The organism is Mycolicibacterium cosmeticum (assembly GCF_000613185.1).
Classification (GTDB): Bacteria; Actinomycetota; Actinomycetes; order Mycobacteriales; family Mycobacteriaceae; genus Mycobacterium; species Mycobacterium cosmeticum.
This window is the reverse complement of sequence record NZ_CCBB010000002.1, coordinates 362,509-383,649: the sequence shown is the minus strand read 5'-3', so window position 1 is coordinate 383,649 and position 21,141 is coordinate 362,509. Positions and strand designations below refer to the sequence as shown.

The window sequence follows — 21,141 nt, the reverse complement described above, 5'->3', positions numbered from 1 at the left end:
CTCGTCCTTCTCCGTCGGCCGGGACGCTCCCGGATTGATCTGCCTAGAGGTTAGTCGCCTGCACCACACCGATGATCACCGACCCTTCGTGTCAGAACCCGCGTCCGGGTCCGTTGGGTCCGACCCCTCGTCGAGCGCATCCCAGATCATCCGCTCCGACATCGCGTCCGCTGTGCTTTCCCTGTTGACCGCGTCCCGGCGGGCGGCCGGTGCGACGTACTTGGTGCCGCGCGCGGTCGCGGCGGACCGGATCAGCAGCACCGCGGCCGCCAGGGTCAGCACCGCCGCGGCCACCGTCACCCCGGCGCCCACGTACTGGCGCGACGAACCGACCAGCGCGGCGACCGGGACCTGCGCCAGGTCGGCGCCGCGCACCGCGATGTCGCGGACCACCCACAAGCTGATGCCCAGGTAGGCCAGCGCGGCGCTGCAGACGGCCACCAGCACCGCCAGCAGTCGCAGCGCCCAGCCGCGCACGGCCAGTGCCGCGACCGCCGCGGCCAGCAGCACCAGCGCCAACGGCACCAGCGCCGTCGACCATTGGGCGCCCGTCAGCGTCGAGGTCTTCGGCTGGCCGAGACCGTCGAAGGACTGCACCTGCACCCATGTCAGCCGCGACGCACCCCACAACGCCAGCGCCGCGAGCGCCAGCAGGGCCTGCGCGATCCGGATCACGGCACAACCAGTGTCTCGGCGGCGGCCACGGCGGCCAGCACCGCCTTGGCCTTGTTGGCGGACTCGTTGTACTCGTAAGGCCCGTTCGAGTCGGCCACCACGCCGCCGCCGGCCTGCACGTAGGCGGTGCCGCCGCGCATCAGTGCGGTGCGGATGGCGATCGCGAAGTCGGCATTGCCGGCGAAGTCCAGGTAGCCGAGCACCCCGCCGTACAGCCCGCGCCGGGTCAGCTCGACCTCCTCGATGAGTTCCATGGCCCGCACCTTCGGTGCTCCGGACAACGTGCCTGCCGGGAAGCAGGCGGTCACCGCGTCCAGGGCGGTGCGGCCCTCGGCCAGGTGCCCGGTGACGGTCGAGACGAGGTGCATGACGTGGCTGTAGCGCTCGATGTGGCTGTAGTCCTCGACCCGCACGGTGCCGGGCTCGCATACCCGGCCCAGGTCGTTGCGGCCCAGGTCGACGAGCATGAGGTGCTCGGCGCGTTCCTTGTCGTCGGCCAGCAGTTCCTTCTCCAGCAGGACGTCTTCCTCCTCGGTGGCACCGCGCCACCGGGTGCCGGCGATCGGATGGGTGGTGGCCTTGCCGTCCTGCACGGTGACCAGGGCCTCGGGGCTGGAACCGACGATCGAGAAGTCCAGGCCGCCTTCGGCGTCGGGCGCGTTGAACAGATACATGTAGGGGCTGGGATTGGTCACCCGCAGCATCCGGTACACGTCGATGGGATCGGCGGTGGTGGTCATCTCGAACCGCTGCGACGGCACCACCTGGAACGCCTCGCCGGCTTCGATGTCACCGACGAGCTTGTCGACGATGGCGGTGTACTCGTCGACAGTGCGCTGTGAGCGGTGCTGCGGTGCGGGCCGGGAGAAGGTGGCCACCGACGAATGCAGCGGCTCCCCCAGCGCGGCCGTCATGACATCGAGGCGAGCCACCGCATCGTCGTAGGCCCAGTCGACCCGCTCGTCGGTGCCGTTCCAGTTCACCGCGTTGGCGATCAGCGTGATGGTGCCCTCGTGGTGGTCGACGGCGGCGATATCGGTGGCCAGCAGCAGCAGCATGTCGGGCAGGTGCAGGTCGTCGACCGTGAGTTCGGGCAGCCGCTCTAGCCGGCGCACCAGGTCGTAGGCGAAGAAGCCGACCAGGCCCGAGGACAGCGGCGGCAGGCCGGGCACCGGCGCGGTGGCCAGCAGGTCCAGCGTGCTGCGCAGCGCGTGCAGCGGGTCACCCCCGGACGGGGCGCCCTGCGGGGTGCTGCCCAGCCACACGGCCTCGCCGTCGCGCACCGTCAGCGCCGAGGGCGCACCGGCGCCGATGAACGACCAGCGTGACCACGACCGCCCGTTCTCCGCCGACTCCAGCAGGAAGGTGCCGGGGCGGTTGGCGGCCAGTTTCCGGTATGCCGACAGCGGGGTCTCGCTGTCGGCGAGCACCTTGCGGGTCACCGGGACCACCCGGTGCTCGGCTGCCAGTGCCCGGAAATCCTCGCGTGAGGTGGTTGATGCCAGTGATCCGGCGGGCTGGAGCGGAGCGACCGGGGAATGTTCTTGCACGGGGCAATCCTCCCAGACGGACCACAGTGACCTCGGCGTGCGTAGCACCGTCGCTTCATCCGCCCGGTAGCGTCATCAGCCATGACTGCCTTGAACACGGGTGACACCGTCGCGGAGTTCGAGCTTCCCGACCAGACGGGCACCGTGCGCAGCCTGTCCGGGCTGCTGGCCGACGGACCGGTGGTGCTGTTCTTCTACCCGGCGGCGATGACACCGGGGTGCACCAAGGAGGCCTGCCACTTCCGCGACCTGGCCGCCGAATTCGCCGCCGTCGGCGCGACCAGGGTCGGAATCAGCGCCGACGCGGTGGACAAGCAGGCCCGCTTCGCCGATCAGCAGAACTTCGACTACCCGCTGTTGTCGGACACCGAGGGCGTGGTGGCCAGCCAGTTCGGGGTGAAGCGCGGCCTGCTCGGCAAGCTGATGCCGGTCAAGCGGACCACCTTCGTCATCGACACCGACCGCACCATCCTGGCGGTGATTGCCAGCGAGTTCAGCATGGACACCCACGCCGACAAGGCGCTGGAGGTGCTCAGGGCGCGCTGAGGCTGTAAATGGCCTGGAACAGGTCGAACAGCTGCGCGGCCGTCATCTCCGCGCCGGTGGCGTCGGTGTGCGCTTGGACGTGCCGGGCGAAGTCGATCTGCTGCCAGCGCGGCAGTTCCAGCCCGTACTCGGTGGACAGCAGGTAGGCGATACCGCCCTTGCCGGATTGCGAGTTGACCCGGATCACGGCCTCGTAGGTGCGGCCGATATCGGCCGGGTCGATCGGCAGATACGGCACGCGCCAATCGATCTCGCGTTCCGACCGGCCCGATGCGACGGCCCGGTCGCGATGCTCGGCCAGGCCCTTCTTGATGGCGTCCTGATGGGTGCCCGAGAACGCGGTGTGCACCAGCGCGCCCACGTACGGGTGCCGGTCGTGGATGGGCATCCGCGTGCAGTGCGCCACGGTGGCGGCGATGTGGTCGATATCGGAGAAGTCGATCTTGGGGTCCACACCCTGGGCGTACAGGTTCAGCGCCAGGGTGGCGATGTCGACGTTGCCGGTGCGCTCCCCGTTGCCGAACACGCAGCCCTCCACCCGCTGCGCGCCGGCCAGCACCGCCAGTTCGGCGCAGGCCACCCCGGTGCCGCGGTCGTTGTGCGGGTGCACCGACAGTACGACGCTGTCCCGGCGCGCGATGTTGCGGTGCATGTACTCGATCTGGTCGGCGTAGACGTTCGGGGTGGCGACCTCCACGGTGGCCGGCAGGTTCAGGATCACCGGGCGATCCGGGGTGGCCTGCCACAGTCCGGTCATGGCATCGCAGATCTCCAGCACGTAGTCGGGTTCGGTGAGGTTGAACACCTCCGGGGAGAACTCGAATCGCACATTCGGCAGGTGACCCGCCAACTCGAGCACATCGCGGCCGCCGGCCACGATCAGCTCGGCCAATTCGGCCCGGTCCTTGCCCAGCACGGTGTCACGCCAGACCGGCGCGGTGGCGGTGTACAGGTGGATGACCACGTCGTTGTCGATGCCGCGCACCGACTCCACGGTGCGCTCGATCAGGTCGCGCCGTGCCGGGGTGAACACCACGATGGTGACATCCGACGGTGCGATGGCGGTTTCTGCGATGAGCCGGACGAAGTCGTAGTCGGTCTGCGAGGCGGACGGGTAGCCCACCTCGATCTCCTTGTAGCCCATGGCCACCAGCAGTTCGAAGAACCGGCGCTTGCGGTCCGGGTCCATCGGTTCGGCCAGCGCCTGATTGCCGTCGCGCAGGTCCACCGGCACCCACAGCGGCGCCTCGCTGATTCGCGCGTCCGGCCAATGACGTTGGCGCAGCGGCACTTCCACGCGGTCATAGACGTCGGTGTACCGGCGCCAGGGCATCGGCGAGGGTTGTTGACGGTTCCAGTTCATGAGCATCTCCGATCGGTCGAGAAAGGACTTCGACCGGCGCGACGAGGGCCCCACGGCAGGGGGCCGGTCGTTCAGGCCCTGCCGAGGCGGCGAAGGAGAAGCTGGCGCGTCATGATGGCTACACTGTATACAACTCCTCAGACAAGTAGAGAGGTTCAGGGTGACTTCACCGATTCGCCAGGTGCACCGCCATCCGCTGGCCGCGCAGGCGGCCCAGCTGCTGCTGTCCCGTATCCGCGCCGGTGAATGGCCACTGGGCCACCGCATTCCCGGCGAGACGACGCTGGCGGCCCAGCTCGGCGTGGGCCGCTCCACCCTGCGGGAGGCGATCCGCGAGCTGGCCGGCAAGGGTGTGCTGGAGAGCCGTCAGGGCGCGGGCGTGTTCGTCACCGCCACCGACGTCACCGAGGACTGGGACACCGTGCTGCGGCGCACCACCATCGCCACCGTCGTGGAGGCACGCATCGCCATCGAGGCCGAGGCCGCCGCACTGGCCGCCACCCGGCGCACCCCGGCCGATCTGCGCGACCTGCGCCGCACGCTGGCCGCCCGCGGCGTACCGGGTCAATCGGTGCCCGAACACGTCGACGCCGATATGGCGTTTCACCGCGCGGTGATCGCCGCCGCGCACAACGAGGTGCTCCTGCAGTTGTTCGACGCGTTCCTGCCCCGGCTGCGCCCCGCCATGATCGAAATGCTCAAGATCGCACCGCCCGGCACGTTCTCCGAATCCGCCGACCACGCCTGCCATCAGGAACTCACCGAGGCCATCGCGGCCCGCTCCCCCGAGGCTGCCGCCGCCGCCAGCCGTACCCACTTGACCGCTTTGATGGAGTCCTTCACATGACACCGGTGCTCGAGATCGACGACGTCACGTTCCGCCGCGAGGGTAAGCAGATCATCGACGGGATCTCGCTGACCGTGCGGTCCGGCGAACACTGGGCGCTGCTGGGCCCCAACGGCGCCGGCAAGAGCACCCTGCTGGGTTTCTGCGCGGCCGTGACCTTTCCGACCTCCGGCACGGTGCGGGTGCTCGGCAATCAGATGGGCAAGACCGACCTGTCCGTACTGCGCCGGGACATCGGTCACGTGAATCCGCGGCACCGGCTGCAGTATCCGCTGACCGTCCGCGAGGTGGTGCTCACCGGGATCACCGCCACCATCGATGTCGCGGCCCGCTGGAGCCCGACCGCCGAGCAGGTGGCCCGCGCCGACGAACTGATCGACACCGTCGGCTTGGCGGCGCGCGCGGAGTCGGTGTGGCCCACCCTGTCCCAGGGCGAACGGGGCCGCACCCTGATCGCCCGAGCATTGATCGCCGAACCGCGGCTGCTGTTACTGGACGAGCCGACCACCGGCCTGGACGTGGCCGCGCGTGAGCAGCTCCTGGAAACGCTTGACACACTGGATGATTCGCATCCGGATATGGCTTCGATCCTGGTCACCCACCACCTGGAGGAGCTGCCCACCTCCACCACCCACGCGCTGCTGATCGCGCACGGGCGCACGGTGGCCAGCGGCGCCGCGCGACAGACCGTCACCACCGATCATGTGACGACGGCCTTCGAACACCCCGTCACCGTCGGGTTCGAGGACGGCCGCTGGTCGGCCCGGGCCAAGGCGAGTTCGAAGGTGCTCTAGGCCTCGCGGCGGCGGCGCCGGGCCTCGCGGTGCCGGGTCACCGGCGTGGTGTCCAGCACCCGGTTGGCCATGGTCGCCAGGAACCGTGCCGGCGCCAGCTCGGGCGGGACGGTGTCGTGGCGGATGGTGATGTCCGGCAGCGCCGCCAGCGCCGCGTCCACCGCCGCGGTCTCGACGTCGACGATGTCGAAAAGCACGTCGGGCTCGGCGTTTTCGAGGCTGTCGACCTCATCCTCGGCGGGCGGGGCGCCGTCGCTGTCATAGTCGATCATGATGAGCGCGACGGCGTGGTAGGCGTCGTCCTCGGTGCCGAGTTTGGCCAGCAGGTCGATCAGCCATTCGGCCTTGTCCGGTTCGGTGGTCAGGATGGTCGAACGCAGGCCGTAGACGAAGCCGAGCGCGGCCAGCGGGTGCCGCAGCCGCAGATTCTTCGCGTCGCCGTAGCTCTCCTCGACCCGGTTGGCGGCGTTCTTGCCGAAACTGGAATCCATCCGCTTGGTGCTGATCAGCAGCTCCGGGCCGGTGTCCCAGTCCGACATCACGATGTCGACCTGCTTCATGTAGTGCTTGCCCAGCACACTGGCGCTGGAACCGGCCACCCCCTTCATCGACCGTTGCAGCCGGTGCTCGATGAGCTGGCGTTCCTTGATGGGCAGCGCCTCGAGCAGGTTGGCGATGGCGCTGGGCATGATGCGCGGTTCGGTGGCCCGCGGCCACACCGCGTTCGGGTCGAAACCGGCGCGGCGCAGCTCGTAGGACAACCAGACGTCCAGGGCCAGCGCGGGCACGCCCGTGGTGGACGGCGCGTCCAGGTACAGCGGCACGCCGAGCAGCCGGCGCAGCACCCGGAAGTCGGGCTGATACACCAGCGTGTCGTCGGTCCGCCGCCACGGGTTGGTGTGCTGACCGTGCGGGGCGGCATCGGCGACGATGCGGTCGAAGATGGCCCACGCGGTGGCCTTCGCGGAGGGTTTCGTCGGAGGTTTCGCGGCGGGCTCAGCGGGCACGCCGCGACCTTACCGCCCGCCGGGTGGCCAGTGAATCACGCGCCGCACGAATCGAATCCACGTCACCGAGACCGAGCGCGGTGTCGACGGTGTGCACGGCGTCCAGCAACCGGCCCCGGGACAGCAGTCCCGCCACCGCGCGCCGGGCCGCGCGCAGTTCGCCGACGCGGGCGCCGACCAGGTCGGCCGACGGCACCAGCCACCGGTCCGCTTCCCGGGGTTCGAGCTTGAGGATCCCGCCGCCGTAGGAGCGGCCGACGATCTCGGCGTGCAGCAGCGTCGCCGAGTTGAGGGCGGCCAGCGGCAGCAGATCCTGTCCCAGTACGGCCAGCCCGTCGTGCAGGTAGACGCCGTGCACCGAGTTGAGGTGATGTGCCCCGGCGCGATTGGTGATCAACCGCGGGGTGTCGGCGTTCATGCAGGTGAGCAACAGATGCGCCGGCGGCAACAGCGGGACCGCGAACCACGGGCTGCGCACCCGGCACTTGTAGGCCAGGTGCACCCCGGCCGCGTGGCCGGCGGCGATATAGCGCTGCGCGGCAGCCGATCCGGCGCCGGCCGGCCGGAACAGGTGGATCGCCTTGCCGTCCTGGCCCAGCCGGTCCAGCTGCGCGGTGGTGAGGGTGAGCCCGCGCAGGTGCGCACTGCCCGGCGGGGACAGCGGCAGCAGGTCGGCCGACCGCAGCCCCAGTTCCCGCACCCGCGCCGGGGACAGCGCGAAGAAGCCGTTGTTGCCGGTCACCATGCCCAGCGTGGTGTCGCCCCAGCGGTCCAGGGTGGCGAACCGGCCGGTGTTGTGCAGCTGGTGCAGCTGATCCACCGGCGCCGCGCCGACCAGCCCGCTGACCCACTTGTCCGACGGATCCAGTGGTGCCCAATGCCGTTGGGCCAGTTCGGATGTCAGCGCTCGAGCGTTGCGGGCCCGGTGGATGACGGCGTGCCCGGACGGGCCGCCGCCGAAACCGTCGGCCAGCAGCAGCACCACATCGGCCTCGGCCCCGGGGAACACCTGCTCGTCGAACATCACCAGTTCGACGGTGGCGAACCTGTCGAACAGGAATTTGCGCACCGGTGCCGCGTAGTTCACGCTCAGCAGCTCGGCGGGGAGCACCAGCGCCATCCGGCCACCCGGTTGCAGGAACAGCGCGGCGTGCACCGTGAAGGCCGCCCAGCTGGACGCGAGGCCGGACAGGCTGACCCCGGCCTGCAGCGCCGCCCGCCGGGACTGGGCCCGCGCCTGGCCCCGGAAGTCCTGATAACGGATATAGGGCGGGTTGCCGATCACCGCGGTATAGGACGGCTGCGGGTCCACGGCGAAGAAGTCGGCGGTGCGGATGCGTGCGGTGGCGCCGGCCTCGGCGACCCGCGCGCGGGCGGCCCTGGCGCTGGCCGGGTGGATCTCCACCCCGTCGAGCACCGGGGCGTCCGCGCCCAGGTCGGCCAGCCGGCGGGCCGCCGCGACCAGGAAGGCCGCCTCCCCCGCCGACGGTTCGAGCACCCGGTCGCCGGGCGCCCGAACCGCCCACTGCGCCAGATAGCGGGTGATCTCCGGTGGGGTGAAGAATGCCCCGCGCGCTTTGCGGGCCCCGGCGGAATCGATCACGCTGGTCATTCTGTCCGACGACACCGACAAGTCGGCGCAAGACAGCGCCGAGGGTCACATCCCCACCATTCGCTTCGATTGGCTAAGCTTTCAGGCATGTCGAAGTCAGTCTTGGCCACCGTGGTGGCTGCCGGCGCAATCCTCGGGTCCGCCCTCGGCATGGGCACGGCGGCCGCCGAGCCGCCCGTCGATGCCGGCGGTCCCGCCCTGGAAGCACCGGCCAACGCGCCCAAGAAGCCCGCCGAGTCGTGGCAGGGCCACCCGATGGTCTGGTGGGACTGGGGTTCGGGCGGGCACTGGGGCGTCTGGGTCAACGGCCAGTTCCTGCCGTTCAGCTGAGTCAGGCCTCGGGCGCCAGCAGTTCGTCGGCGTCGAAGCAGCTGTGATCGCCGGTGTGGCAGGCGCCACCGACCTGGTCGACCTCGAGCAGGACGGTGTCGCCGTCACAGTCCAGCCGCACCGAGCGCACGTACTGGGTGTGCCCGGACGTGGCGCCCTTGATCCACTGCTCGCCGCGGGACCGGGAAAAGTACGTGGCCTCACGGGTTTCCAGGGTGCGGGCCAACGCGTCGTCGTCCATCCAGGCCACCATCAGCACGTCGCCGGTGCCGTGTTCCTGGACCACGGCGGTGAACAGCCCGTCGGCGTTGCGCTTGAGGCGGGCCGCGATGCCGGGATCGAGGCTCATCGCACAATAATCCCTTCGGCCGCCATCGCTTCTTTCACCTGACCGATCGTCAACTCCCGGAAATGGAACACGCTGGCCGCCAGCACCGCATCCGCGCCGGCCGCGACGGCGGGGGCGAAATGGTCCACCGCCCCCGCGCCACCGCTGGCGATCACCGGCACCGTCACCGCCGCGCGCACCGCGCGCAGCATGTCCAGATCGAAACCGGCCTTGGTGCCGTCGGCGTCCATCGAGTTCAGCAGGATCTCCCCCACGCCGAGTTCGGCTCCGCGCCGGGCCCATTCGACCGCGTCGATGCCGGTGCCGCGCCGGCCGCCGTGCGTGGTGACCTCCCAGCCCGACGCCGTGGGTGCCGATCCCGCCGGCACGGTGCGGGCGTCCACGCTGAGCACGATGCACTGTGAACCGAACTGGCGGGCCAACTCGGCGAGCAGTTCCGGGCGGGCGATGGCGGCGGTGTTCACCGACACCTTGTCCGCACCGGCCCGCAACAGGGTGTCCACGTCCTCGACCGAGCGCACCCCGCCGCCGACGGTGAGCGGGATGAACACCTGCTCGGCGGTGCGGCGCACCACCTCGAGCATGGTGGACCGGCCCGACGACGACGCGGTGACGTCCAGGAATGTCAGCTCGTCGGCACCCTCGGCGTCATAGGCCGCCGCCAGCTCGACGGGATCGCCGGCATCCCTGAGGTTCTCGAAATTGACGCCTTTGACCACCCGGCCGGCGTCGACGTCCAGGCACGGGATGACCCGGGTGGCGACATCACTGGTCACAGGTGGTCCTCCGGGCTACCGGCCGCGGCGATGATCTCCAGCATGCGCTGGTGCACGCCGGGCGCGGCGGCCAGTGCGGACTTCGACTCCGCGGTCCACGGCGCACCGAACAGGTCGGTGACGATGCCGCCCGCGGCCCGCACCAGCGCCACCCCGGCGGCGTGATCCCAGATGTGATGACCGAAACTGATGGCCGCGCCCAGGATTCCGCTCGCCACGTAGGCCAGGTCCACACCGGTGGCGCCGTGCATGCGGACCCGGGAGCACTCGCGGCTCAGGTTGGCCAGCACCGCGGCCCGGTACCGCCCGGGGAAGCGACCCCGCGAGTCGATGTTGAAGGTCTGGATCCCGACGATGGAGTCGGCCAGGGTCGGCGTGTCGAGTGCGGGCAGCGCCACGCCGTTGTCGCGTACCGGACCGCCCTCCAGCGCGGTGTAGCGCTGACCCATGAACGGCAGCCAGGTCAGCCCGGCGACCGGTGCACCGTTGTGCAGCAAGCCCAACAGGATGGCCGCCATCGGGGAGCCGGCGGCATAGTTGAAGGTCCCGTCGATCGGGTCGAGCACCCACACCAGCTCGGAGTCGATCGGCTCACCGCCGAATTCCTCGCCGTGCACGCCGATCCCGGTCTGCTCCCGCAGCGCGGCCACCACCTGCCGTTCGATGGCCAGGTCGATCTCGGTGGCGAAATCGTTGCCCTTCTTGCGGACGGCGGAGTCCGCGCGGTGGCCCGCGATGAACTGAGCCGACGCCCCATCGAGAATGTCGGCCGCGGTGGCGACCAGTGCGTCCAGCCGGATGGGATCCATGGTCGTTATCCGCTGACCGCGGCCAGCGCCTCGGGCAGGGTGAAACGTCCCGCGTAGAGCGCCTTGCCGACGATGGCGCCCTCCACACCGCGGCCCGTCAGGGTGGCGATGGCGCGCAGGTCCTCGACGCTGGACACCCCACCGGACGCGATCACCGGCGCCCCGCTGCGTTCGGCGACCTCGCCCAGCAGATCCAGGTTGGGGCCGGTCAGCGTGCCGTCCTTGGTGACGTCGGTGACGACGTAGCGCGAGCACCCTTCGCGCTCAAGCCGTTCCAGCACCTCCCACAGGTCGCCGCCGTCGGTTTCCCAGCCGCGGCCACGCAACCGGTGTTGCCCCTCCACGATCTGGACGTCGAGCCCGACGGCCACCTTGTCGCCGTACTCGGCGATCGCGGCCGCACACCAGGCCGGGTTCTCCAGCGCGGCGGTGCCGATGTTGACCCGGGCGCAGCCGGTGGCCAGCGCGGCCCGCAGCGATTCGTCGTCGCGGATGCCGCCGGACAGTTCCACCGCGACATCGAGCTTGCCGACCACCTCGGCCAGCAGCTCGCGGTTGGAGCCCCGCCCGAACGCGGCATCCAGGTCCACCAGGTGGATCCACTCGGCACCGTCACGCTGCCAGGCAAGGGCCGCCTCCAGCGCCGAACCGTAGTCGGTTTCGCTGCCCGCCTTGCCCTGCACCAGGCGCACCGCTTTGCCCTCGACCACGTCCACGGCCGGCAAAAGAATCAAACTCACAGTCCCTCAACCCAATTCGCAAGCAGCGCCGCGCCGGCGTCACCGCTTTTCTCCGGATGAAATTGTGTCGCCGACAACGGGCCGTCCTCGACGGCCGCGATGAACGGCACATGGTGCGTCGCCCAGGTGACCAGGGCCTCGGGCCGGCCCTGCCACTGCTGTGCGGCGTACGAGTGCACGAAGTAGAACCGGGTGTCGGCATCCAGGCCCCGGAACAAGGTACTGCCTGCGGGGGCGTCGACCACATTCCAGCCCATGTGCGGGATAACCGGTGCGTCCAGCCGGGTGACCGCGCCGGGCCACTGGCCGCACCCGGTGGACTCCACCCCGAATTCGACACCGCGGGCGAACAGGATCTGCATGCCCACACAGACGCCGAGCACCGGCCGGCCCGCGGACACCCGCTTCGCGATGATCTCTTCGCCGCCGATGCCGCGCAACCCCACCATGCAGGCCTCGAACGCACCGACGCCGGGCACCACCAGACCGTCGGCGTTCGCGGCCGCGGCCGGGTCGCTGGTGACCTCGACCTCGGCCCCCGTGCGCTGCACCGCACGCTGCGCCGAACGCAGGTTGCCGGACCCGTAATCCAGCACCACCACTTTTTTGGCGGTCACAGAGTGCCCTTGGTCGACGGCACCCCGGTGACCCGCGGGTCGAACTCGACGGCCTGGCGCAGCGCGCGGGCCACCGCCTTGTACTCGGCCTCGGTGATGTGGTGCGGGTCGCGACCGTAGAGGGTGCGCACGTGCAGGGCGATGCGGGCGTTGAAGGCCAGCGACTCGAACACGTGCCGGTTGATCACGGTGTGATACGGCGCGCTCGGCCCGGCGCCCGATCCGGAAATGGTGAACGACACCATGAATTCCGGTTCGCCGGTGTGCACGAAGTACGGCCGGCCGGACAGGTCGACGGCGGCGTGCGCCAGTGTCTCGTCCATCGGGATGAACGCATCGCCGAAGCGCCGGATGCCCTTCTTGTCGCCCAGCGCCTGGCCCAGCGCCTGGCCGAGCACGATCGCGGTGTCCTCGACGGTGTGGTGACCCTCGATCTCGATATCGCCCTTGGCGTGCACGGTCAGGTCGAAGCTCGCGTGGCTGCCGAGCGCCGTGAGCATGTGGTCGAAGAACGGGACCCCGGTACTGATATCGGTTCTGCCCGAGCCGTCGAGGTCGATCTCGACGACGATGTCGGACTCCTTGGTCTTACGTTCGACCCTGGCGCGGCGGCTCATGAAGCTCCTTGTGCGGGGAAAGCGGATTCGGCGATCTCGGCGCTGACGTCGAGCAGGGCGTCGTTCTCCTCGGCCAGGCCGATGGTGGCGCGCAGGAAGCCGGGGATGCCGACGTCGCGGATCAGCACACCGGCGTCCAGGTAGCGATGCCAGACCGCGGGCGCGTCGGCGAACTCGCCGTAGAGCACAAAGTTGGCGTCACTGGGGATGACCCGGAAGCCCATCTCGGACAAGGCCTTCGACACCCGGTTGCGCTCGGCGATGAGCAGCGCCACGCTACCCAGCGTGTCGTCGGCGTGGCGCAGCGCGGCGCGCGCGGCGGCCTGGGTCAGCGAGGACAGGTGATACGGCAGCCGCACCAGCAGCAGGGCCTCGATGACGGCCGGGTCGGCGACCAGGTAGCCCAGCCGGCCGCCGGCGAAGGCGAACGCCTTGCTCATGGTGCGGGTGACGATCAGTTTGGCCGGGTACTCGGCGATCAGCCCGATGGCGCTGGGCTGGGAGGAGAACTCGCCGTAGGCCTCGTCGACGATCACCACACCGGGGGCCACCTCGAGCAGCTGGCGCAGTTCGTCGACGGTGATGCTCTGGCCCGACGGGTTGTTCGGGCTGGCCAGGAACACCACATCGGGCTGGTGTTCCTTGACGGCGGCGACCGCCACGGCGGTGTCCAGACCGAAGTCCTCGGACCTGGCCGCCTGCAGCCATTCGGTCTGGGTGCCGTCGGAGATGATCGGGTGCATCGAGTAGGACGGCACGAAGCCCATGGCGGTGCGGCCCGGCCCGCCGAACGCCTGCAGCAACTGCTGCAGGATCTCGTTGGAACCGTTTGCCGCCCAGACGTTCTCGGTGGCGACCGGGACACCGGTCTGGGCGCTCAGGTAGGCCGCCAGGTCGGCACGCAGGGTGACCGCGTCCCGGTCGGGATAGCGGTGCAGGTCCGACGCGGCGTCGCGCACCGACGCCGCGACGTCGTCGACGAGCGCCTGGCTCGGCGGGTGCGGGTTCTCGTTGGTGTTGAGCCGCACCGGCACCTGCAACTGCGGCGCACCGTAGGGACTCTTGCCGCGCAGGTTGTCCCGCAGCGGCAGGTCATCGAGGGATATCCGGGACACTAGCGTTCGAACCTCCGTCGTACCGCCTCGCCGTGCGCGGGCAGGTTTTCCGCCTGCGACAGCGTGATCACATGGCCTGACACGTCTTTGAGCGCGGCCTCGTCGTATTCGACGACGTGGATACCGCGCAGGAAGGTCTGCACCGACAGGCCGCTGGAGTGCCGCGCGCAGCCCGCGGTGGGCAGCACGTGATTGGAACCCGCGCAGTAGTCACCCAGACTGACCGGGGACCAGGCGCCGACGAAAATGGCTCCCGCCGAACGGATCCGGTCGGCCACCGCGGCGGCATCGTCGGTCTGGATCTCCAGATGCTCGGCGGCGTAGGCGTTCACCACCTTCACGCCAGCCTCGACATCGTCGACCAGGACGATGGCCGATTGGCTGCCGGTGAGCGCGGCGGTGACCCGTTCGCGGTGCACGGTGGTGCGAAGCTGCTCGGCGACCTGAACATCAGCCGCGTCGGCCAGCGCCGCGCTGTCGGTGACCAGCACGCTGGCGGCCATCTCGTCGTGCTCGGCCTGGCTGATCAGATCGGCGGCGATGTGCACGGGGTCGGCGGTGTGGTCGGCCAGGATGGCGATCTCGGTGGGCCCGGCCTCGGCGTCGATACCGACCTGCGAGCGGCAGATGCGCTTGGCGGCAGTCACGTAGATGTTGCCGGGTCCGGTGATCATGTCCACCGGGGGCAGTTCGCTTCCATCCAGGTCGGTGCCGCCGTACGCCAGCAGCGCGACCGCCTGCGCACCGCCGACGGCCCACACCTCGTCCACGCCCAGCAGCGCCGCGGCGGCCAGGATGGTCGGGTGCGGCCGGCCGCCGAACTCCTTCTGCGGCGGGCTGGCGATCACCAGCGAGTCCACCCCCGCGGTCTGCGCGGGCACCACGTTCATCACCACGCTGGACGGGTAGACGGCGTTGCCGCCGGGCACGTACAGGCCCACCCGCTCCACCGGAACCCAGCGTTCGGTGACCGTCGCCCCCGGCGCCAGCGTGGTGGTGGTGTCGGTGCGGCGCTGGTCGGCGTGCACCGCGCGGGTCCGTTCGATGGCCACCTCCAGGGCGGCGCGGACGTCGACGGGCAGTGCGGCCAGCGCCTCGGTCAGCGCGGCGACCGGCACCCGCACGGTGTCTGGGCGCACCCCGTCGAACCTCTCGCCGTACTCCAGGGCGGCCTGCGCACCGCGTTCGGCGACGTCGGCGACGACGGGACGCACCGTGGGCAGTACGGCGTCGACGTCGACACCACCGCGCGGCAGGACGCCGCGCAGCCGGGCCGCCGACAGCGTGGTGCCCCGCAGATCGATGCGGGCCATGACGGGTTGTGGTGCGCTCACCCGACTATTGTCCCAGAGCAGGCCAAATCGTATTCACGAGCCATGGGAGACGCCATGTCCGCTGCACAATCCAGGCACGAGCATCCGAACAATGCGCCGGGGGTCCCGATGATCTTCCCGCCGTGGCTGGAGAACTTCCAGATCAAGTACATCAACCCGGTGATCGCCCCGCTGGCCAAGCGGCTGCCGGGGTTCACCGTCGTCAAGCATCGCGGGCGCAAGTCGGGCACGCCGTACGAGACCACCGTCACCAGTTTCCGCAAGGGCAACACCCTGGCGATCGGGCTCATGCACGGCAAGACCAACTGGGTGAAGAACGTGCTGGCCGCCGGCGAGGCCGACGTGCACCTGTTCGGGGGCGACATCCACATCACCAACCCGCGGGTGCTGCCGGCGGGCACCGACGATCCGTCGCTGCCGCGGATGGCCCGCCTCGTCGCCCGCAGGTCCGGCGTCTTCGTCGCCGATATCGGGTGATATCGGTTTGACCGGGGCTGCCACACTGGTCGCATGACGTGGCAGGTGTGGCTGGCATTCCTCGGGGCCGCGATCGCGATCAGTGTGTCCCCCGGCGCGGGTGCGGTGCAGTCGATGGCGACCGGGATGACGCACGGCCTGCGCCGCGGCTACTGGAGCATCCTCGGCCTGGAGATCGGGCTGATGCTGCAGCTGGCCCTGGTGGCCGCCGGGCTCGGCGCGGTGGTCACCCGGTCGGTCATCGCGTTCACGGTGATCAAGTGGATCGGCGTCGGTTACCTGGCCTATCTGGCCGTCAAGCAATGGCGCACCGCCACCACCGATCTGCGCGAGACCGTCGGCAAGGTGGGCCACCACGGCGGCGGCCGGGCGGCCCTGGTCACCCGCGGCTTCCTGGTGAACGCGACCAACCCGAAGGGCCTGGTGTTCTTCCTGGCGGTGCTGCCGCAGTTCGTGGTGCCGACCGCACCGCTGCTGCCGCAGTACCTGGCGATCGGCGCGACGATGATCGTCGTCGACTGCGTGGTGATGGGGCTCTACACCGGCCTGGCCATGCGGTTGGTGGACTGGCTGCACACCCCGCGGCAGCAGACGATCCTGAACCGGGTGTTCTCCGGCCTGTTCGCCACCGCGGCCGTCGTGTTGTCGTTCGTGCGCAGGGGCGTGCCCGCCTGATAGTTGAGCGATCGTTCCGGTATCGCCGGTAGCATCGCTGCCATGCCCCGCCCCGACCGCAGCCGCGCCGCCCTGCTGGACACCGCGGCGCAACTGTTCCGCCGGCAGGGGTACGCGGCCACCGGCGTCAACCAGATCCTCGACGTCGCGCAGGTCAAGGCGGGCTCGCTGTACCACCACTTCCCCGACGGCAAGGCCGAACTGGCGGCCGCCGTCGTCGACACGGTCGGCGGCGGGATCGGCGCACTGCTGCGCCAACTGCTGGCGGCCGACGACCCCGCCGCCGACATCGTGGACCGCTGGGTGGACGTGATGGCGGCCAACCTGCGCGCCGACGAACGTGACGGCTGCCCCATCGAACCGATCGCCACCGAGTCGGTGACCGCCAGCCCGGTGGTGCGGGCCGCGTCCGCGCGGGCGTTCGGCGACTGGATCGGCGCGGTCGCCGACCGGTTGCGCGCCGACGGCTGGGAACCGGCACACGCGGACGAGACGGCGCGCGCGATCCTCTCGTTGATCGAGGGCGCCCTGCTGCTGTCCCGGGTGTCGGGCGAACCCAGCGCGCTGTTGGCGGTCAAGACCGCGGCACGTGCCCTGCTCGAGCGCGGTTAGGTGTCCAGCCCGATGTCGAGCACCCGCACCGAATGGGTCAGCGCGCCGACGGCGAGGTAATCCACGCCGGTGGCCGCGTAGCCGGCCGCCGACTCCAGCGAGAGCCCGCCGGAGGATTCCAATTGCGTTGCCGGCGAACGACTGTCGCGACGCTGCACGGCGATCTGGGTCTGCCACACCGGGAAGTTGTCCAGCAGGACCAGTTCCACGCCGGCCCCCAGCACGTCGTCGAGTTGCTCCAGCGAGTCGACCTCGACCTCGCACGGCAAACCCGGGGCGGCGGCACGCACCGCGTTCAGCGCGGCCAGCACCGAACCGGCCGCCGCGACATGGTTGTCCTTGATCAGGGCGGCATCGCCCAGGCCCATCCGGTGGTTCACACCGCCGCCGACGCGCACGGCGTACTTCTGCAGGGCGCGCAGCCCGGGCAGGGTCTTGCGGGTATCCCTGATCTTGGCGCGGGTGCCCTCCACGGCGTCCACCCAGTGGGCGGTGGCGGTGGCGATCCCGGACAGGTGGCACACCAGGTTCAGCATGGTGCGCTCGGCGGTGAGCAGGCCTTGCGCGGGAGCGCGGACCGTCAGCAGGGCCTGGCCGGCCGTCAGGCGGGCCCCGTCCTGCACCCTGTCGAGCACGGTGTATCCGTCGGGACCGAGCACCTCGTCGAGCACCAGCAAGGCGATGTCGACACCGGCGACCACCCCGGGTTCCCGGGTGGCCATCGACGCGGTGGTCACCGCGTCGGCGGGCACGGTGGCCGCGGTGGTGACGTCGGGCCCGTAGCGCAGGTCCTCGTCGAGGCCGCGGGCGATGACGGCGCGGGCCTCGTCGAGTTCGTCCGCCGACGGCTTCACCGGGCACCTCCCGACACGGCGGCGGGCGCCAGGACGGCCGGTGCCCCGGCCGCGTCGAGCCGCACGGTGATGCTCTTGGCCTGCGCCGCATCGGTGTTCGGGTGATCGGCGCGGTGGTGACAGCCACGCGACTCGGTGCGTTCGGCGGCGGCCACCGCCACCGCCCGGGCGGTCATGGTCAAAGCGGCGTCCTCGAAATCGGTGCGGTTGGTGACGACGCGGGTCCCCGCGCTGTTCAGCACGGCGCTCAAGTGCGCCAGCCCGTCGGCGTCGCGGACGACGGCGCCGTCCCGGCTCATCGCCCGCTGCAGCGCACCGCGGTCCAGCGTGGGCTCGGCGGCAACCTCCGGCACCCGGGCCAGGACCGGACCGGCGGCCAGGGCATGGGCGGCGGCGGCGCGCCCGGCCCGGCCACCGACGACGAGGCCTTCCAGCAGGCTGTTGGACGCCAGCCGGTTGGCACCGTGCATCCCGGTGCGGGCGACCTCGCCGGCGGCGAACAATCCCGGAAGTTCGGTACGGCCGTGCACATCGGTGGTGACGCCCCCACAGCTGTAATGCGCGCCGGGCACCACCGGGATGGGTTGGCGGGCCGGGTCGACCCCGGCCGCCAGGCAGGCCGCGGTGACCGTCGGAAACCGGTGCGCCACATCGGGTATCGCGGTGGCGTCGAGGTAGACGCACGGGTCGCCGGTCTCGCGCAGCCGCGCGTCGATGGCGGCGGCCACCACGTCCCGCGGCGCCAGGTCACCCATCGGGTGCACGCCCGCGGTCACCGAACGGCCCCGGCGGTCGAGCAGGACGGCCCCTTCGCCGCGGATCGCCTCGGTGATCAACGGGCGGCGCCCGCCGGCCGCACCGGTGTAGAGCATCGTCGGGTGGAACTGGACGAACTCCACGTCGGTGACGGTGCACCCGGCCCGCAGCGCCAGCGCCACCCCGTCGCCGGTCGACCCGTCCGGATTGGTGGTGGCGGCGTACAGGTGGCCCAGGCCGCCGGTGGCCAGGATGACCGCCGGAGCGTGCAGCACGCCCGGCCCGTCCGGGCTGTGCACCAGCACGCCGGTCACCTGGTCTGCGTCGCGGCAGATCTGCAGTGCCACGTGGTTGCGTCGGACGTCCAGATGGGTGGCGGCGTGGTCGAGCGCGCGCTGCACCTCGGCCCCGGTGGCGTCGCCACCGGCGTGGATGATGCGGCGCCGGGTGTGCCCACCCTCGCGGGTCAGCGACCAGTGGCCGGGGGCGGACTCGTCGAACCGGGCGCCGTCGGCCACCAGGTCGGCGACGGCCCGGTACCCGTCGGCGACGATGGAGCGCACCGCCTCGGCGTCGCAGAGCCCGCCGCCGGCGGCCACGGTGTCGGCGACGTGCGCCTCCACCGAGTCCTGGTCCGCGCGAAAGGCCTCGGGCAGCACCACGGCGATGCCGCCCTGGGCATAGAACGTCGCCGTTTCGGCAACCTTGCTCAGCACCACCACTTTTCGGCCGGCTCGCACGGCGGCCAGCGCGGCGACCAACCCGGCCACCCCGGTGCCGATGACGACGACGTCAGCGCGCTGCTGCCAGTGCGTGGCGCGGCCGCAGGCCGTCATTCCCCGCCGCCGGGTTGCCCGATCTCGATCATGCGTTGCACGCTCCTTCGACCGGCCGCCGCAACATCGGCGTCCACGTGCACCTCGTCGGCACCTTCGACCAGGCAACGCAGCAGCGCGGCCGGGGTGATCATCTTCATGTAGGTGCACGAGGCCCGGTCGTTGACCGCCAGGAAGTCGACTTCCGGTGCGGCGCGGCGCAATTGGTGCAGCATGCCGATCTCGGTGGCAACCAGCACCTGACGGGCCGCGGTCGCCCGCGCGGCGTCCAGCATGCCGCCGGTGGACAGGATCTTGACCCGGTCCTCGGGCACCGCACCCTCACCGGCCAGGTACAGCGCCGAGGTGGCGCAGCCGCATTCGGGGTGCACGAACAGCTCGGCGTCCGGGTGGCTGCGGGCCTGGGCGGCGAGCTCGTCACCGTTGATACCGGCGTGCACGTGGCATTCGCCGGCCCAGATGTGCAGGTTCTTGCGGCCGGTGACCCGGCGCACGTGGGCACCGAGGAACTGGTCGGGGCAGAACAGCACGGTGCGGTCCTCCGGAATGGAGGCGACCACCTCGACCGCGTTGGACGAGGTGCAGCAGATGTCGGTGAGCGCCTTCACCGCCGCGGTGGTGTTGACGTAGGAGACGACGACGGCGTCGGGGAACTCGGCCTTCCAGGCCCGTAGTTCGTCGGCGGTGATCGAGTCCGCCAGCGAGCAGCCGGCGCGCTGGTCCGGGATCAGCACCGTCTTCTCCGGTGACAGGATCTTGGCGGTCTCGGCCATGAAGTGCACGCCGCAGAACACGATGGTGTCCTCGGGCGCGGCCGCGGCGATGCGGGACAGCGCCAGCGAGTCCCCGACATGGTCGGCCACGTCCTGGATCTCGGGCAACTGATAGTTGTGCGCCAGCACCGTCGCATTGCGCAGGTCGGCGAGCCTGCGGATCTCCGCCGCCCACTGCGCGTCGGCGACGACGCCCCCGTAGCCGCCGGGACCGTCGACGATGCGCGACGCCAGCGCGCTGGCGCGCTCCGCGGTCGGTGCCCCAGTGTGATCCAGGACCGTCATGGCCGTCTCCTTAAATGAAGCTTGTCGAGCCAGGTTGGTGAAGCCAGGTTTTCGACTTACAATCGAAAACATGTCACATACTAGCACCGGGCACGAAGTGCTGGCCGTCGTGTTCCAGGTGCGCCAGCTGTCGACAAAGAAACCCCAGCTCAGCGTGCTGTTATGGGAGCGGGCGATGGAGCCCCAGCGCGGCGCGTGGTCGCTGCCGGGTGGCCGGCTGCGTCACGACGAGGACATGACCAGTTCAGTCCGTCGTCAACTGGCCGAGAAGGTCGACCTGCGTGAATTGGCCCACCTTGAGCAGCTCGCCGTGTTCTCCGACCCGGCCCGGGTGCCCGGGCCGCGCACCATCGCCTCGACCTTCCTGGGACTCGTCCCCTCCCCGGCCACCCCGGAACTGCCGCCGGACACCCGCTGGCATCCCGTCTCGGCGCTGCCCCCGATGGCCTTCGACCACGGGCCGATGGTCACCAACGCGCACGCCAGGCTGATCGCCAAACTGTCCTACACGAATATCGGATTCGCATTGGCACCAAAGGAATTCGCCCTGTCCACGCTGCGGGACATCTACAGCGCGGCACTCGGGCACCCGGTCGACGCCACCAACCTGCAGCGCGTACTGGAACGCCGGAACGTCATCACCAGGACCGGCACCACGGCCCGCTCCGGCCGAAGCGGCGGCCGTCCTGCGGCCCTCTACCGGTTCACCGAGGCCCGCTACCGGGTCACCGACGAATTCGCCGCCTTGCGCCCGCCCGGGTGAGTCGACTGGATTCTTAGACCACTCTTAAG

23 protein-coding genes and 1 pseudogene are annotated in these 21,141 nt (G+C 70.5%); 8 read left to right on the top strand and 16 right to left on the bottom strand.

Features of this window, described 5'->3' with window-relative positions:
• Positions 1-75: 75 nt before the first annotated feature.
• On the bottom strand, positions 76-675 hold the full coding sequence (locus BN977_RS17075) for a TIGR02234 family membrane protein (protein ID WP_024452616.1): 600 nt from the start codon (positions 673-675) through the stop codon (positions 76-78).
• Positions 672-2,225 carry an anthranilate synthase component I gene (locus tag BN977_RS17070; protein ID WP_051561602.1) on the bottom strand — a complete coding sequence of 518 codons (1,554 nt, stop codon included), beginning with the start codon at positions 2,223-2,225 and terminating at the stop codon, positions 672-674. Before BN977_RS17070 ends, BN977_RS17075 begins: the two co-directional genes overlap by 4 nt.
• 81 nt (positions 2,226-2,306) lie before the next feature.
• On the opposite strand from BN977_RS17070, the gene BN977_RS17065 reads away from it, so the two are divergent.
• The gene (locus BN977_RS17065; RefSeq protein ID WP_036399826.1) at positions 2,307-2,771 is read left to right on the top strand and encodes a peroxiredoxin; all 465 of its coding nucleotides are present in this window, start codon (positions 2,307-2,309) and stop codon (positions 2,769-2,771) included.
• A 4-nt stretch (positions 2,772-2,775) separates the two neighbouring features.
• Here the strand turns inward: BN977_RS17065 and BN977_RS17060 are convergent.
• Positions 2,776-4,104 (bottom strand): annotated as a pseudogene (locus BN977_RS17060) (2-isopropylmalate synthase); the annotation flags it as partial.
• Positions 4,105-4,294: 190 nt separating this feature from the next.
• Here BN977_RS17060 and BN977_RS17055 point away from each other — a divergent pair.
• Together BN977_RS17055 and BN977_RS17050 are read left to right on the top strand one after the other, a co-directional pair.
• Complete coding sequence (locus tag BN977_RS17055) at positions 4,295-4,981, top strand: FadR/GntR family transcriptional regulator (protein WP_227456248.1); 687 nt, start codon at positions 4,295-4,297, stop codon at positions 4,979-4,981.
• Complete coding sequence (locus BN977_RS17050) at positions 4,978-5,775, top strand: ABC transporter ATP-binding protein (protein ID WP_036399821.1); 798 nt, start codon at positions 4,978-4,980, stop codon at positions 5,773-5,775. The genes BN977_RS17055 and BN977_RS17050 overlap by 4 nt, the downstream gene beginning before the upstream one ends.
• On the opposite strand, the gene BN977_RS17045 is transcribed toward BN977_RS17050, so the two are convergent.
• Positions 5,772-6,782, bottom strand: coding sequence for a hypothetical protein (locus BN977_RS17045; RefSeq protein WP_036399819.1), 1,011 nt, complete (start codon positions 6,780-6,782; stop codon positions 5,772-5,774). The two genes, BN977_RS17050 and BN977_RS17045, sit on opposite strands and share 4 nt — an antisense overlap.
• A complete protein-coding gene (locus BN977_RS17040; protein ID WP_036399817.1) occupies positions 6,772-8,394 on the bottom strand; it encodes an N-6 DNA methylase in 1,623 nt (540 codons plus the stop codon). Before BN977_RS17040 ends, BN977_RS17045 begins: the two co-directional genes overlap by 11 nt.
• Before the next feature lie 87 nt (positions 8,395-8,481).
• On the opposite strand from BN977_RS17040, the gene BN977_RS17035 reads away from it, so the two are divergent.
• Entirely contained in the window at positions 8,482-8,724 is a 243-nt protein-coding gene (locus BN977_RS17035) for a hypothetical protein (protein WP_024454018.1), read from the top strand.
• 1 nt (position 8,725) lies between these two features.
• On the opposite strand, the gene hisI is transcribed toward BN977_RS17035, so the two are convergent.
• The 8 genes from hisI to hisD are packed head-to-tail and all read right to left on the bottom strand — an operon-like array spanning position 8,726 to position 15,060.
• Positions 8,726-9,073 carry a phosphoribosyl-AMP cyclohydrolase gene (hisI, locus tag BN977_RS17030; protein WP_036399815.1) on the bottom strand — a complete coding sequence of 116 codons (348 nt, stop codon included), beginning with the start codon at positions 9,071-9,073 and terminating at the stop codon, positions 8,726-8,728.
• On the bottom strand, positions 9,070-9,849 hold the full coding sequence (hisF, locus tag BN977_RS17025; protein ID WP_036399813.1) for an imidazole glycerol phosphate synthase subunit HisF: 780 nt from the start codon (positions 9,847-9,849) through the stop codon (positions 9,070-9,072). Before hisF ends, hisI begins: the two co-directional genes overlap by 4 nt.
• On the bottom strand, positions 9,846-10,658 hold the full coding sequence (locus BN977_RS17020) for an inositol monophosphatase family protein (protein WP_024454015.1): 813 nt from the start codon (positions 10,656-10,658) through the stop codon (positions 9,846-9,848). The genes hisF and BN977_RS17020 overlap by 4 nt, the downstream gene beginning before the upstream one ends.
• A gap of 5 nt (positions 10,659-10,663) precedes the next feature.
• Positions 10,664-11,398, bottom strand: a complete 735-nt coding sequence (priA, locus tag BN977_RS17015; protein WP_024454014.1) for a bifunctional 1-(5-phosphoribosyl)-5-((5-phosphoribosylamino)methylideneamino)imidazole-4-carboxamide isomerase/phosphoribosylanthranilate isomerase PriA — start codon at positions 11,396-11,398, stop codon at positions 10,664-10,666.
• Entirely contained in the window at positions 11,395-12,015 is a 621-nt protein-coding gene (gene hisH / locus BN977_RS17010) for an imidazole glycerol phosphate synthase subunit HisH (protein ID WP_024454013.1), read from the bottom strand. The genes priA and hisH overlap by 4 nt, the downstream gene beginning before the upstream one ends.
• Complete coding sequence (gene hisB / locus BN977_RS17005) at positions 12,012-12,632, bottom strand: imidazoleglycerol-phosphate dehydratase HisB (RefSeq protein ID WP_036399810.1); 621 nt, start codon at positions 12,630-12,632, stop codon at positions 12,012-12,014. The genes hisH and hisB overlap by 4 nt, the downstream gene beginning before the upstream one ends.
• A complete protein-coding gene (locus BN977_RS17000; protein WP_036399807.1) occupies positions 12,629-13,747 on the bottom strand; it encodes a histidinol-phosphate transaminase in 1,119 nt (372 codons plus the stop codon). The genes hisB and BN977_RS17000 overlap by 4 nt, the downstream gene beginning before the upstream one ends.
• Positions 13,747-15,060 (bottom strand): histidinol dehydrogenase, encoded by a 1,314-nt coding sequence (gene hisD / locus BN977_RS16995; RefSeq protein WP_036399804.1) that lies wholly within the window; start codon positions 15,058-15,060, stop codon positions 13,747-13,749. The genes BN977_RS17000 and hisD overlap by 1 nt, the downstream gene beginning before the upstream one ends.
• 75 nt (positions 15,061-15,135) lie before the next feature.
• Here hisD and BN977_RS16990 point away from each other — a divergent pair, with 75 nt between their 5' ends.
• From BN977_RS16990 to BN977_RS16980, 3 genes are read left to right on the top strand one after another with little or no spacing between them, the layout of a single operon-like run.
• On the top strand, positions 15,136-15,558 hold the full coding sequence (locus BN977_RS16990; protein WP_081664474.1) for a nitroreductase family deazaflavin-dependent oxidoreductase: 423 nt from the start codon (positions 15,136-15,138) through the stop codon (positions 15,556-15,558).
• A gap of 33 nt (positions 15,559-15,591) precedes the next feature.
• Positions 15,592-16,233 carry a LysE family transporter gene (locus BN977_RS16985; protein WP_036399802.1) on the top strand — a complete coding sequence of 214 codons (642 nt, stop codon included), beginning with the start codon at positions 15,592-15,594 and terminating at the stop codon, positions 16,231-16,233.
• 42 nt (positions 16,234-16,275) lie between these two features.
• The gene (locus BN977_RS16980) at positions 16,276-16,845 is read left to right on the top strand and encodes a TetR/AcrR family transcriptional regulator (protein WP_036399800.1); all 570 of its coding nucleotides are present in this window, start codon (positions 16,276-16,278) and stop codon (positions 16,843-16,845) included.
• On the opposite strand, the gene nadC is transcribed toward BN977_RS16980, so the two are convergent.
• The 3 genes from nadC to nadA are packed head-to-tail and all read right to left on the bottom strand — an operon-like array spanning position 16,842 to position 20,349.
• A complete protein-coding gene (gene nadC / locus BN977_RS16975) occupies positions 16,842-17,699 on the bottom strand; it encodes a carboxylating nicotinate-nucleotide diphosphorylase (RefSeq protein ID WP_036399798.1) in 858 nt (285 codons plus the stop codon). The genes BN977_RS16980 and nadC overlap by 4 nt on opposite strands.
• Positions 17,696-19,291 carry an L-aspartate oxidase gene (locus BN977_RS16970; RefSeq protein ID WP_036399795.1) on the bottom strand — a complete coding sequence of 532 codons (1,596 nt, stop codon included), beginning with the start codon at positions 19,289-19,291 and terminating at the stop codon, positions 17,696-17,698. Before BN977_RS16970 ends, nadC begins: the two co-directional genes overlap by 4 nt.
• The gene (gene nadA, locus BN977_RS16965; protein WP_036399792.1) at positions 19,288-20,349 is read right to left on the bottom strand and encodes a quinolinate synthase NadA; all 1,062 of its coding nucleotides are present in this window, start codon (positions 20,347-20,349) and stop codon (positions 19,288-19,290) included. Before nadA ends, BN977_RS16970 begins: the two co-directional genes overlap by 4 nt.
• 70 nt (positions 20,350-20,419) lie before the next feature.
• Here nadA and BN977_RS16960 point away from each other — a divergent pair, with 70 nt between their 5' ends.
• The gene (locus BN977_RS16960; RefSeq protein WP_024454003.1) at positions 20,420-21,112 is read left to right on the top strand and encodes an NUDIX hydrolase; all 693 of its coding nucleotides are present in this window, start codon (positions 20,420-20,422) and stop codon (positions 21,110-21,112) included.
• Positions 21,113-21,141 lie beyond the last annotated feature (29 nt).

What these genes read in the sequence shown, in the direction of transcription:
- hisD (WP_036399804.1), bottom strand. Translation starts at nt 15,060, where the DNA reads ATGGCCCGCATCGATCTGCGGGGCACCACGCTGTCGGCGGCCCGGCTG.
- BN977_RS16970 (WP_036399795.1), bottom strand. Translation starts at nt 19,291, where the DNA reads ATGACGGCCTGCGGCCGCGCCACGCACTGGCAGCAGCGCGCTGACGTC.
- BN977_RS16980 (WP_036399800.1), top strand. Translation starts at nt 16,276, where the DNA reads ATGCCCCGCCCCGACCGCAGCCGCGCCGCCCTGCTGGACACCGCGGCG.
- hisB (WP_036399810.1), bottom strand. Translation starts at nt 12,632, where the DNA reads ATGAGCCGCCGCGCCAGGGTCGAACGTAAGACCAAGGAGTCCGACATC.
- BN977_RS17020 (WP_024454015.1), bottom strand. Translation starts at nt 10,658, where the DNA reads ATGGATCCCATCCGGCTGGACGCACTGGTCGCCACCGCGGCCGACATT.
- BN977_RS17040 (WP_036399817.1), bottom strand. Translation starts at nt 8,394, where the DNA reads ATGACCAGCGTGATCGATTCCGCCGGGGCCCGCAAAGCGCGCGGGGCA.
- BN977_RS17065 (WP_036399826.1), top strand. Translation starts at nt 2,307, where the DNA reads ATGACTGCCTTGAACACGGGTGACACCGTCGCGGAGTTCGAGCTTCCC.
- BN977_RS16960 (WP_024454003.1), top strand. Translation starts at nt 20,420, where the DNA reads ATGTCACATACTAGCACCGGGCACGAAGTGCTGGCCGTCGTGTTCCAG.
- nadA (WP_036399792.1), bottom strand. Translation starts at nt 20,349, where the DNA reads ATGACGGTCCTGGATCACACTGGGGCACCGACCGCGGAGCGCGCCAGC.
- BN977_RS16990 (WP_081664474.1), top strand. Translation starts at nt 15,136, where the DNA reads ATGTCCGCTGCACAATCCAGGCACGAGCATCCGAACAATGCGCCGGGG.
- BN977_RS16985 (WP_036399802.1), top strand. Translation starts at nt 15,592, where the DNA reads ATGACGTGGCAGGTGTGGCTGGCATTCCTCGGGGCCGCGATCGCGATC.
- BN977_RS17035 (WP_024454018.1), top strand. Translation starts at nt 8,482, where the DNA reads ATGTCGAAGTCAGTCTTGGCCACCGTGGTGGCTGCCGGCGCAATCCTC.
- BN977_RS17050 (WP_036399821.1), top strand. Translation starts at nt 4,978, where the DNA reads ATGACACCGGTGCTCGAGATCGACGACGTCACGTTCCGCCGCGAGGGT.
- hisI (WP_036399815.1), bottom strand. Translation starts at nt 9,073, where the DNA reads ATGAGCCTCGATCCCGGCATCGCGGCCCGCCTCAAGCGCAACGCCGAC.